This is a genomic window from Pseudomonas sp. PAMC 25886, from assembly GCF_000242655.1.
In the GTDB taxonomy this organism is placed as follows: Bacteria; Pseudomonadota; Gammaproteobacteria; order Pseudomonadales; family Pseudomonadaceae; genus Aquipseudomonas.
Genome location: NZ_AHHC01000050.1, coordinates 542,131 through 553,180 on the forward strand (window position 1 = coordinate 542,131; position 11,050 = coordinate 553,180).

13 protein-coding genes are annotated in these 11,050 nt (G+C 60.6%); 7 read left to right on the forward strand and 6 right to left on the reverse strand.

Annotation, left to right across the window (positions count from 1 at the left end; translation table 11 throughout):
* Positions 1–37: 37 nt before the first annotated feature.
* Both MUM_RS0118055 and MUM_RS0118060 read right to left on the reverse strand, forming a co-directional pair.
* The gene (locus tag MUM_RS0118055) at positions 38–784 is read right to left on the reverse strand and encodes a TerC family protein (RefSeq protein WP_010172304.1); all 747 of its coding nucleotides are present in this window, start codon (positions 782–784) and stop codon (positions 38–40) included.
* Between the two features lie 28 nt (positions 785–812).
* Positions 813–1,076, reverse strand: coding sequence for a hypothetical protein (locus MUM_RS0118060; RefSeq protein WP_010172306.1), 264 nt, complete (start codon positions 1,074–1,076; stop codon positions 813–815).
* A 134-nt stretch (positions 1,077–1,210) separates the two neighbouring features.
* On the opposite strand from MUM_RS0118060, the gene nhaR reads away from it, so the two are divergent.
* Entirely contained in the window at positions 1,211–2,113 is a 903-nt protein-coding gene (gene nhaR, locus MUM_RS0118065) for a transcriptional activator NhaR (RefSeq protein WP_010172308.1), read from the forward strand.
* A gap of 4 nt (positions 2,114–2,117) precedes the next feature.
* Here the strand turns inward: nhaR and MUM_RS0118070 are convergent, their stop codons facing one another.
* Positions 2,118–3,272, reverse strand: coding sequence for an MFS transporter (locus MUM_RS0118070; RefSeq protein WP_010172310.1), 1,155 nt, complete (start codon positions 3,270–3,272; stop codon positions 2,118–2,120).
* A gap of 215 nt (positions 3,273–3,487) precedes the next feature.
* Between MUM_RS0118070 and sstT the strand changes: the two genes are divergently transcribed.
* The gene (sstT, locus tag MUM_RS0118075) at positions 3,488–4,708 is read left to right on the forward strand and encodes a serine/threonine transporter SstT (protein WP_029615982.1); all 1,221 of its coding nucleotides are present in this window, start codon (positions 3,488–3,490) and stop codon (positions 4,706–4,708) included.
* A 71-nt stretch (positions 4,709–4,779) separates the two neighbouring features.
* On the opposite strand, the gene MUM_RS0118080 is transcribed toward sstT, so the two are convergent.
* Positions 4,780–5,289, reverse strand: a complete 510-nt coding sequence (locus MUM_RS0118080) for a DUF1993 domain-containing protein (protein WP_010172314.1) — start codon at positions 5,287–5,289, stop codon at positions 4,780–4,782.
* A gap of 126 nt (positions 5,290–5,415) precedes the next feature.
* Here MUM_RS0118080 and MUM_RS0118085 point away from each other — a divergent pair, with 126 nt between their 5' ends.
* Positions 5,416–6,063: a YceH family protein gene (locus MUM_RS0118085; protein ID WP_010172316.1), complete on the forward strand. Its 648-nt coding sequence runs from the start codon at positions 5,416–5,418 to the stop codon at positions 6,061–6,063.
* Positions 6,064–6,176: 113 nt separating this feature from the next.
* On the opposite strand, the gene MUM_RS0118090 is transcribed toward MUM_RS0118085, so the two are convergent.
* On the reverse strand, positions 6,177–6,995 hold the full coding sequence (locus MUM_RS0118090; protein ID WP_010172318.1) for a shikimate 5-dehydrogenase: 819 nt from the start codon (positions 6,993–6,995) through the stop codon (positions 6,177–6,179).
* A gap of 241 nt (positions 6,996–7,236) precedes the next feature.
* On the opposite strand from MUM_RS0118090, the gene MUM_RS0118095 reads away from it, so the two are divergent.
* The 3 genes from MUM_RS0118095 (at position 7,237) to MUM_RS1000000134775 (ending at position 8,297) form a co-directional block, all read left to right on the forward strand.
* On the forward strand, positions 7,237–7,590 hold the full coding sequence (locus MUM_RS0118095) for a hypothetical protein (RefSeq protein ID WP_010172321.1): 354 nt from the start codon (positions 7,237–7,239) through the stop codon (positions 7,588–7,590).
* A gap of 232 nt (positions 7,591–7,822) precedes the next feature.
* Positions 7,823–8,017 (forward strand): hypothetical protein, encoded by a 195-nt coding sequence (locus tag MUM_RS0118100; protein ID WP_010172323.1) that lies wholly within the window; start codon positions 7,823–7,825, stop codon positions 8,015–8,017.
* Positions 8,018–8,117: 100 nt separating this feature from the next.
* Positions 8,118–8,297: a hypothetical protein gene (locus MUM_RS1000000134775; RefSeq protein ID WP_010172325.1), complete on the forward strand. Its 180-nt coding sequence runs from the start codon at positions 8,118–8,120 to the stop codon at positions 8,295–8,297.
* Here MUM_RS1000000134775 and MUM_RS0118110 read toward each other — a convergent pair.
* Positions 8,294–9,355, reverse strand: a complete 1,062-nt coding sequence (locus MUM_RS0118110) for an AI-2E family transporter (protein WP_010172327.1) — start codon at positions 9,353–9,355, stop codon at positions 8,294–8,296. The genes MUM_RS1000000134775 and MUM_RS0118110 overlap by 4 nt on opposite strands.
* Before the next feature lie 150 nt (positions 9,356–9,505).
* Here MUM_RS0118110 and trhP point away from each other — a divergent pair, with 150 nt between their 5' ends.
* Entirely contained in the window at positions 9,506–10,825 is a 1,320-nt protein-coding gene (trhP, locus tag MUM_RS0118115; protein WP_010172329.1) for a prephenate-dependent tRNA uridine(34) hydroxylase TrhP, read from the forward strand.
* The last annotated feature ends 225 nt before the right edge of the window (positions 10,826–11,050 follow it).

Sequence of the window (11,050 nt, forward strand, 5' to 3'; positions counted from 1 at the left end):
AGGCCGACTGCATGCAGTCGGCCTTTTGGTTCAGCCCTTAGTGTTTGGCAGCCAGCCGTTTATGCCGGTTGCGTCGCATCATGTTCAGGCACTCGATAGCCGCCGAGAACGCCATGGCCGCATACACATAGCCTTTTGGAACATGGGCGCCGAAACCTTCGGCGATCAGCGTCATACCGATCATGATGAGGAAGCCCAGGGCCAACATCACAATCGTCGGGTTGTCGTTGATGAACTTGGCCAACGGCTCGGCCGCCACCAGCATCACGATCACCGAGACTACCACGGCAATGATCATGATCGGCAAGTGCTCGGTCATGCCCACGGCGGTGATGATGCTGTCGATGGAAAACACCATGTCCAGCAGCAGGATCTGGCCAATCGCCGAAGCGAAGCCCAGGGTCACGCTCGGCGCACCGGTGTCCACATGCTCCTTTTCAGGGTCCATGCTGTGATGGATCTCGGTGGTCGCCTTCCACACCAGGAACAGGCCACCGGCGATCAGGATCATGTCCTTCCAGGAGAACGACTGCCCCAGGATATCGATGACCGGCTCGGTCAACTGCACGATGAAGGCAATGGTGCTCAACAGGCCCAGACGCAGGATCAATGCCATGCTGATGCCGATGCGGCGGGCCTTGGCCCGGTGCTTCAGCGGCAACTTGTTGGTGAGAATCGAGATAAAGATCAGGTTGTCGATCCCCAGCACGATCTCCATGACGATCAGGGTGGCCAGTGCGATCCACGCGGTCGGGCTGGCGGCCAGTTGTAAAAGGTAATCCATAGGTCAGTCCTGGTGTGATGTGCCGGTATTAGGTTTCTTGCGAGGTGGACTCAGGTCTGTTGCCTTCCTGTTCCTCCTTGTCCTGCTTGCCTTCCGGCGGCGCGATCAAGCCCTTGGTCGCGTCGCTCAATGCCTGTTCGGCAGCCTGGTGGGTGTCGTCAATCACTTGCTTGGCCGACTCGGTGGCCTTACCCAGCAGTTGTTGCGCGCTTTTTTCCGCTTGGTCACAGCCACTGAGCATGACTAATGAAAGCGCAAGCAACGCCGTTGCGCCCAGGGAATTGAGTTTCATGATGCGTTCCTCGTTAGAACCGTTGGGTCCAAGTAGTGGCCCCTCGATAGCGACGCATTCTATGCAGGCAAACACTTCAGGAAAATTCGTATTTTTTTCGTTTATACTTCGGTTTTCACGAAGTGTTGGCCGCCATGCTCAATTACCGACAACTGCACTACTTCTGGGTCGTCGCCAAGACCGGCAGCATCGTGCGTGCCTGCGAGCAACTGAACCTCACGCCGCAGACCATCAGCGGCCAGATCAGCCTGTTGGAGCAGACATTCGGTGTGGCGCTGTTTCAAAAGGTCGGGCGCCAGCTGGAACTGACCGAAGCCGGGCGCCAGGCGCTGCCCTATGCCGAGCAGATGTTCCAGCTGGGCAATGAGCTTGAGGCGATGCTGCGCACCCAGCCGAATGAGCAGCAGATCCTGTTCCGGGTCGGCGTGGCGGACGTGGTGCCCAAGTCCATCGTCTACCGGTTGATTGCGCCGACCATGGAATTGAGCGAGCCGATCCGCATCACCTGCCGTGAAGACAAGCTTGAGCGTTTGTTGGCGGACCTGGCGATCCAGCGCCTGGACCTGGTGATCTCCGACAGCCCGATGCCCTCGCACCTGGACATCAAGGGCTACAGCCAGAAACTGGGGGAATGTGGGATCAGTTTTTTCGCGACCCAGGCATTGGCTGACCAGCATCGCGGTGATTTCCCACAGTGCCTGCAGGGCGCGCCGCTGTTGATTCCGGGGGCAGAGACGGTGGTGCGCAGCCGTTTACTGCGCTGGTTTGCCGAGCAGCAGATTCAGCCACGGATTGTCGGAGAGTTCGATGACAGCGCGTTGATGCAGGCCTTCGGCCAATCCGGCAGCGGGATTTTTATCGCGCCCAGCGTGATTGCCGACGAGGTGGAACGCCAGTACGGCGTGGCGCTGATCGGCCAGACCGATGCGGTGACCGAGTCGTTTTATGCGATCTCGGTGGAGCGCAAGGTCAAGCACCCCGGCATCGTGGCGATTACCGAAGGTGCAAGACGGGAGCTGTTCACCACCCTGCCCTGAGGACTCAGGCGCAGACGGCGCGGGTCTTGGCAGTCATCAGCCACAGCGCCAGCAGGATCGACAGCAGGATAAAACCGGCGGCGGCAAAACCGAGGCTGCCCAGGCCCAGGGTGTCGATCACATGCCCACCCACCAACGCCCCCAGGCCAATCCCCAGGTTGGCCCCGGCAATGTTCAGCGACGCGGCGAATGCCGGCGCATGGGGTGCGGCCTTCATCAGCCGCACATGGCTGACCAGAAACAACGCCGCCTGGGTCACGCCCCATACGGCCATCGCCGCCGCCAGCCCGACGGTGGAGTGGATCGCAGGTACCAACGCCACCATGCCGGCAATCATGAACCCGCAGAACACCATTGACGCGATCAGCGGATGACGGTCGACCATGCGCCCGCCCAATGAGTTGCCGATCAGGCCGACAGCGCCAAAGCCCATCAGGCACCAGCCCACTACGGTTCCGTCAAAACCCGCCAGGCGCTCAAGAATGTCCGCCAGGTAGGTATAAGCGGTGAACATGCCGCTGAACACCAGGATCGACAGCAGGATATGGCCCTGCATCAAGGGGCTGCGCAAGATCTTGAACTGCGAGCGCAAGCTCACCTGATCGTTCTTCGCACGGGTCTTCGGCAGGTAGATAAACAGCAGCAAGGCCTTGGCAAACGCCACCACCGCGAGAATGCCAAAGGCGGTGCGCCAGCCGAACATATCGGAAATCAGCGTGCCTACCGGGATCCCGAAGACGGTGGCACACACGATGCCGAAGCCAATCTTTTCAATCGCGCGGCCGGCGTAATCCGGGCCCACGATGTCCACCGCGGTCTCACTGGCCAGGGCCCAGAACACCGGCAACCCCAGGGCCGGGATCAACCGGGCCAGCGACATGACCCAGATATTCGGCGCCAGTGCCGCCAATGTATTGGCCAGGCCGAACATGATCAGGATCGTGATAAACAGCCGCTTGCGCTCGAACCGCGCGAAATACGCGGTCAGGAACGGGCCAAACGCCGCCACCGTGAACGCGAACAGGGTCACCAGCAACCCGGCCTGGGACACGCTCACGTCGAGGTCCCGGGCGATGGAAGGCAACAGGCCGACGATGATGAATTCTGTGGTCAGCACGGTAAAACCGGCGGCTGACAGCAGCAGGATCGGAAACAACATTAAAAACTCCAGAAAACAGCGACATCAACGAAAGCCCGGAAGGCCCGCTGATAGAGAAGAAATAAGAGGATGGGCAATGTTAACAGAATGTGTCGCAGCGTGGCGACGGAACGCCGCACCCGAATTAGACGTTTCCTACAGATGCTAGACTTCGCCCCTGCCAGATTCACGCTGCCTTAGCTGCATCTATTAAAAAAACTAGAGACAACCTTTTTATGACTGCTGCCCCTTCCCTTTTCCAACGACTGATGTCCGTCACCCTGGTCACTCAAATCGTCATCGGTTTGACCGCCGGTATCCTGCTGGCCCTGTTGTTACCCGACGTCGCGCAGGCCACCGGGTTTATCGGCAAAGTCTTTGTTTCGGCGCTCAAGGCTGTCGCGCCGATCCTGGTGTTTGTGCTGGTGATGGCCTCGATCGCCAACCACAAGCACGGCCAGGAAACCCATATCCGGCCAATCCTGTTCCTGTACCTGCTGGGCACCTTTGCGGCCGCCGTGGTCGCGGTGATCGCCAGCACGCTGTTCCCTTCCTCACTGGTGCTGGCCACCCACGATGTGGCCGTCAGCGCCCCCGGCGGCATTGGCGAAGTGATGCAAAGCCTGTTGCTCAGCGTGGTGGACAACCCGGTCAGCGCGCTGATGAACGCCAATTTCATCGGTATCCTGGCCTGGGCCATCGGCATGGGCATAGCGATTCGCCATGCCAGCGACACCACCCGCACGGTGCTGGACGACCTGTCCAACGGCGTCACGCTGATCGTTCGCATGGTGATCCGCTTCGCGCCCCTGGGGATCTTCGGCCTGGTGGCCTCCACCCTGGCCACTTCCGGCTTCGGCGCCCTGCTGGGCTACGCGCACCTGCTGCTGGTGTTGATCGGCTGCATGCTATTCGTGGCGCTGGTGATCAACCCGGCCATCGTGTTCTGGAAACTGCGCCGCAACCCCTACCCGCTGGTGCTGATGTGCCTGCGGGAAAGTGGCATCACCGCGTTTTTCACCCGCAGTTCGGCGGCCAACATCCCGGTCAACCTGGCATTGAGCAAGCGCCTGGGCCTGCATGAAGACACCTACTCGGTGTCGATCCCGCTGGGCGCCACCATCAATATGGCCGGCGCGGCCATCACCATCACCGTGCTGACCCTGGCCGCCGTGCATACCCTGGGCATTGCCGTGGACATCCCCACCGCCGTGCTGCTCAGCGTGGTCGCTGCGGTGTGTGCCTGCGGCGCGTCAGGCGTTGCCGGCGGCTCGTTGCTGTTGATCCCGCTGGCCTGCAGCCTCTTCGGCATTCCCAGCGAAATCGCCATGCAGGTGGTGGCCGTAGGCTTCATCATCGGGGTGTTGCAGGACTCGGCGGAAACCGCGCTGAATTCGTCCACCGACGTGTTGTTCACTGCGGCCGCGTGCCTGGGCAAGGAAGAGCAAGCCGCGTAAACATTACGCGCACAAAAAAGCCCGGGGCGGTTCTTGAATGAACCGCCCCGGGCTTTTTTTCGCCTGAAGGCTTAGAACGCGCCCATGTAGTCGCGCTTGCCCACTTCCACACCGTTGTGACGCAGCAAGGCGTAAGCGGTGGTGACGTGGAAGAAGAACTGCGGCAGGCCGTAGGTCAGCAGGTAGGACTGGCCGCTGAAGCGCTTCTCTTTCGGGGTGCCAGGGCGGGTGACGATTTCGATGCCTTCTTTACCGTCGACCTGGGCCGGGGTGATGGTGTCGATAAACGCCAGGACCTTGGCGATCAGCGCTTGCAGGTCGGCGAAGGTGACTTCTGTGTCGTCGTATTTCGGGACTTCGATTTCAGCCAGGCGGGCAGAAACGCCTTTGGCGAAGTCGACGGCGATCTGCACCTGGCGCACCAGCGGGAACATGTCCGGGTACAGGCGCGCTTGCAGAAACGCGTTCGGGTCGATGTTCTTGGCGGTGGCGTGGGCTTCGGCCTTGTTCAGCACATCGCTCAGGGCGTTGAGCATTTGCTTGAAGACCGGGAGGGAAGCGGCGTACAGGGAAATAGTCATGACAGTCTCGACAGTTGTGGCAGGGTTTGAAACAGCGGCGATTATAGACATGCCGGCAGCCGGCGCCGCTTGTCTTTTATTTTTTCAGGATTAGGCTAGTGGGCTCACTGCATTAGGGAAAGCGCGATGACCACCGAGCACGACACGACTTCTGAAGAACCGCGCCTGAACAGCACGGAAATCCGCATCCTTGGCTGCCTGATCGAAAAACAGGCCACCAGCCCCGAAACCTACCCGCTGACTCTCAACGCGCTGGTGATTGCCTGTAACCAGAAAACCAGCCGCGAGCCGGTGATGAACCTGAGCCAGGGCCAGGTGGGCCAGAGCCTGCGGGCGCTGGAAGGTCGCGGTTTTACCCGGCTGGTGATGGGCAGCCGCGCCGATCGCTGGGAGCATCGGGTCGACAAGGCACTGGAATTAGTGCCGGCCCAGGTGATTCTCAGTGGTTTGCTGTTCCTGCGGGGGCCGCAGACGGTCAACGAACTGCTGACCCGCAGCGGGCGCATGCACGACTTTGAAGACGCCGAGCAGGTGGTGCATCAGCTGGAGCGCCTGATTGCCCGTGGGCTGGCGCTGCTGGTGCCGCGTCAGTCGGGGCAGCGGGAAGACCGGTATATGCACTCCCTTGGGGACCCTGCCGATATCGAGACGATCCTGGCGGCACGTGGCAATCCAGTGGAGCGTGGCGCGGGAAGTGGCGTTTCGCTGGAGCGTATCGAAGAGCTGGAAGCGCGGATTGCGGCGCTGGAAGAGCGCCTGTCCCGGCTTGAGTAATCAACCTGTGGGAGCCGGGCTTGCCCGCGATGGCGGTGGATCAGCCACTAAAAGGATGACTGACCCACCGCCATCGCAGGCAAGCCAGCTCCCACATTTGATATGCGCACTGTTCACGCCCGTGCAAACGCCACCGCAGCCTGAAACTGCGCATCCGTGGGCCGTACGCCGGTGTACAGCACAAACTGCTCCAGCGCCTGGATGGCGATCACTTCCAAACCGGTAATCACCCGCTTGCCCTGGGCGCGTCCTCGCAGGATCAGTGGGGTTTCCGAGGGAATGGCCACCACATCGAACACGGTCTCGGCACCATCAATGGCCTCGGCCTCAAACGCCAACTGATCCGCCTCGGCGCCGCCGGTCATGCCAATCGGCGTCACGTTGACCAACATCTGCGGGCGCAAAGCCCCCAGCTCCGCCTGCCACTCATACCCCAGGCTCTGGGCCAGCGCCCGGCCCGCGGCTTCATTGCGTGCCACGATCACGCCATTGGCGTAGCCACCATCGCGCAAGGCACTGGCCACGGCCTTGGCCATGCCGCCGCTGCCGCGCAGGGCGAAGGTCGAGTCCTTGGGCACTGCATGCTTCTTCAGCAGTTGCTCAATAGCGATGTAGTCGGTGTTGTAGGCCTTCAAATGCCCATGGGTGTTGACGATGGTATTGATCGACGCAATGGCCCGCGCCGAATCGTCCAGTTCATCCACCAGGGCAATGCAGGCTTCCTTGAACGGCATCGACACGCCACACCCACGAATGCCCAACGCGCGAATACCACCGACGGCGCCCGGCAAATCCTGGCTGCTGAAGGCCTTGTAGTAGAAATTCAGCCCCATCTGCTCGTACAGATGGTTATGAAAGCGCAGGCCAAAATTCCCGGGGCGTGCCGACAGTGACATGCACAGTTGGGTGTCCTTGTTGGGGTTCATCTGCATCGGTAACTCCTTGAAGCCCTTCCAGAGGCGGTTTCGGATAGACGGAATACCCGCGCCTGCGGGTGATCGTGGATCATACGCACTGTGCCCGGCCGCTTGTGTAAGCCAGCCGATACAGACCTTACACAACCTTTACCTATCGGCTGTGCTGTTTTTTAGAAATACGCTGTCTTAAAAGTATCCCCGCGACAATCCTTGAGTCTATTGATTGCAGACCACAAGCGCAGGGGCTAACCGAGGAATGACCATGATTCGTAAAATCCCCAAGATCGCCTTGCTTATCGGTGCACTCGCTATAGCAGGACAGGCCTCCGCCCACGGTGGTGGTTGGGGTGCTCCGCTCGCACTGGGTGCCGTTGTCGGTGCAGTGGTAGGCGGCTCGATCGTTGCCAGCCAGCAGCAGCCGGTCTATGTGCAACAGCCGGTGTATGTCCAGCCGCAGCCGGTGTATGCCGCTCCGCCGCCGGTCTACTACGCACCGCCACCGCCTGTGTATGTGCAACAACAGGTTTATTACCGCCCGGCGCCGGTCTATTACGGCCCACCGCGCGGTTACTACGGCCCTCCACACGGCTATTACGGTCGCGGCTGGTAAGCATGAACTGACACACCAGAACAGGCTCCGCCCTAAAAGCGGGGCCTTTTTTTGGCCTGCAGGTCTGAATAAATCTCGCCAAGGTCGTTATAAGGACAATGCCTGTGGCCAAATCCCACATCATTGATCTCAATAGGTGCTTGCCCGGACGGGCCTTGCGCTGTCATGTTTGTGTCTCAAAAGGCTTCCACTATCACCCCTGTCCAGCCAATAACAACAAGGACGACTGACCATGCCCACGCAAAACCCCCATCGCACCGCCGGCCTCTGCACGTCGAGCAAGGTCTATAGCGTACTGACCGAGCTCAAGGCCCTGGAAGGCCATCGCAACGCCAAGTTCCTGTCGCTGCTGGCGGAAAACCTGGTGCGCAAGGGCCTGCTCAGTGAACAGGAAGTGGTGCACATGCTGGACCAGGTTGTCGACTGAAGGACCGCTCGATAACAGTGATGTCGACTATCAAGCAGGTTAATTTTTCCTTAAGGCCTGCACACCGTAATGTCACCTCCATAGCGTATCGGAGGTCGTCATGCCCACTATTCAAATCATGTCTGTCATTGGCAGTGCTGTTCCCGCCCCACTCCGGGAGCTGGGCTTGCTCGCTTGCTGGTACCTGGTACGCAATGGCGAGCCTATCAGCGGCCCCATTACGTCGTTGCCGGCCGCCCAGGCCCTGTCGGTCAGAATGGCGCATTGCCTTCATGCCTAAGGCAGTTGCACCCGCGGTTTGGTTTCGACAAACAATGCCCAGCTGGACATAAACAACGCAGCAACCAGCGGCCCGATCACAAAACCGTTCAGGCCAAAGACCGACAGCCCGCCCAGGGTCGAGATCAGGATCAGGTAGTCGGGCATCCGGGTGTCCTTGCCCACCAGGATCGGCCGCAGCACGTTGTCCACCAGCCCGATCACAAACACCCCGAACAGCCCCAGCACCACCCCTTGCCAGATTGACCCGCTAAGCAGGAAATACGCCGCCACCGGCCCCCACACAATCCCCGCGCCCACCGCCGGCAGCAGCGACAGAAACGCCATCAACACCGCCCAAAGCAACGCGCTGGGAATGTCCAGGAACCAGAAGATCAAGCCACCCAAGGCGCCTTGCGTCACCGCTACCAATACGTTGCCCTTCACCGTGGCCCGTACCACCCGGTTGAACTTCAGTTGCAGGCGCCGTTTTTGCGGTTCGGCCAGCGGCACGGCGGTACGCACTTTACGCACCAGCTCCGGACCGTCCCGCAGCAGGAAGAACAGCAAATACAGCATGATGAAAAAGCTCACCAGGAAATCAAACGTGCCCTGGCCGAAGCTGAACGCCTGGGTCGCGAAAAACTGGCTGCCCTGCATCGCGCTCTTGACGATTTTCTCCCGCAGGCCTTCCAGGTTGCCCATGCCAAAGCGGTCCAGCAGGTGCTGGAAGTACGGTGGCAGGAAGTTCTTGAACTGTTCGATATACCCGGCAACGTCGAGCTTGCCGCTCTCGATGTTCTTGTAAAGCGTGGCGCCCTCCTGCACCAGCAAGGCGCTGGTGATGATCACCGGCAAAATCGCGATCACCAGGCACACCATCAGGGTCGCCAGCGAGGTGAGGTTGCGGTTCCAGGCAAAACGTTGCTGGAAGCGCCGTTGCATCGGCGCAAAGATGATCCCCAGGATCACCGCCCAGAACACCGCACCGTAGAACGGCAGCAGAATCCAGATAAACGCGATGGTCACCAGAACAAGCAGTAACAGCAGGGTTTTGAATTGCAGGTTGGTTTGATTCATGGCCGATCCATCTCAATAAACGCAGGACACTCATGTGCACCCTGATGTTTAGTCCACCGCAAATCCTGCGAGTGCCCTACTTCTTAGACCTGGATCAATAAACGGCGCGGCAGGCACAGCTACCCTGCCGCCCTTTTGCGACCCGAACCCATGCCCCCCGTCATCGCCCCCGAACTGCTCGCCCCCGCCGGCACCCTGAAAAACATGCGGTATGCCTTTGCCTACGGCGCCGATGCCGTCTACGCCGGGCAACCGCGCTACAGCCTGCGGGTGCGCAATAACGAATTCGACCACGCCAACCTAGCCCTCGGCATCCAGGAAGCCCAGGCCCAGGGCAAGCGTTTCTATGTGGTGGTCAACATCGCACCGCACAACGCCAAGCTGAAAACCTTCCTCAAGGACCTCGCCCCGGTGATCGCCATGGGCCCGGACGCGCTGATCATGTCCGACCCGGGCCTGATCATGCTGGTGCGCCGGCACTTCCCGCACATGCCGATCCACCTGTCGGTGCAGGCCAACACAGTGAACTGGGCCAGCGTCGAGTTCTGGCAGACCCAAGGCATCTGCCGGGTCATCCTGTCGCGAGAGTTGTCGCTGGAGGAAATCGACGAGATTCGCCAGCACGTGCCCGCCATGGAGCTGGAAGTGTTTGTGCACGGTGCGCTGTGCATGGCCTATTCCGGGCGCTGCCTGCTGTCGGGCTACCTGAACAAGCGCGACGCCAACCAGGGCACCTGCACCAACGCCTGCCGCTGGAAATACCAGGCCACTCCCGCCGTGGAAAACGCCACGGGCGACATCGTGCAGCAGTACGCGCCCGAACCGACCCTGGGCCTCGGCGCCCCCACCGACCAGGTGTTCCTGTTGCAGGAGGCCAACCGCCCTGATGAACAGATGCCCGCCTTCGAAGACGAGCACGGCACCTACATCATGAACGCCAAGGACCTGCGGGCGGTGCAGCACGTCGAGCGGCTGACGCGCATGGGCGTGCATTCGCTGAAGATCGAAGGCCGCACCAAATCCCACTTCTACTGCGCCCGCACCACCCAGGTGTATCGCCAGGCCATCGACGATGCGGTGGCCGGGCGCGACTTCGACCGGGGCTTGATGACCAACCTCGAGTCCCTGGCCCAGCGCGGCTACACCGAAGGTTTCCTGCGCCGGCACGTGCACGATGAATATCAGAACTACCAGAACGGCAGCTCGGTGTCCGAACGCCAACAGTTCGTCGGCGAGCTGACCGGTGAGCGACGCGGCGAGCTGGCCGAGGTCAAGGTGAAGAACCGGTTTGCCGTGGGCAATCACCTGGAACTGATGACCCCGGCCGGGAATTTCCACTTTGACCTGGCCACGCTGCACAGCGCCAAGGGCGACGCCATCGACGTCGCGCCGGGCGACGGGCATACGGTGTATCTGCCGATCCCGGCGGAAATGGACCTGAGATTCGGGCTTTTGATGCGGGATGTTTAACTTCGCCAGACACCTTAATTGTGGCGAGGGAGCTTGCTCCCGCTGGGCTGCGAAGCAGCCCCAAAACAGCCAAATGCGCTTCTTCCTGGAAAACCGCATCAGCCGGATAAGGGCCGCTTCGCGCCCCAGCGGGAGCAAGCTCCCTCGCCACAAAAAGCAGGGCGTACGCGCAATAGGTTCATTTGCAAAGTAGAATTGGCGGTTCTGCGTACCGCCATCCTGTCT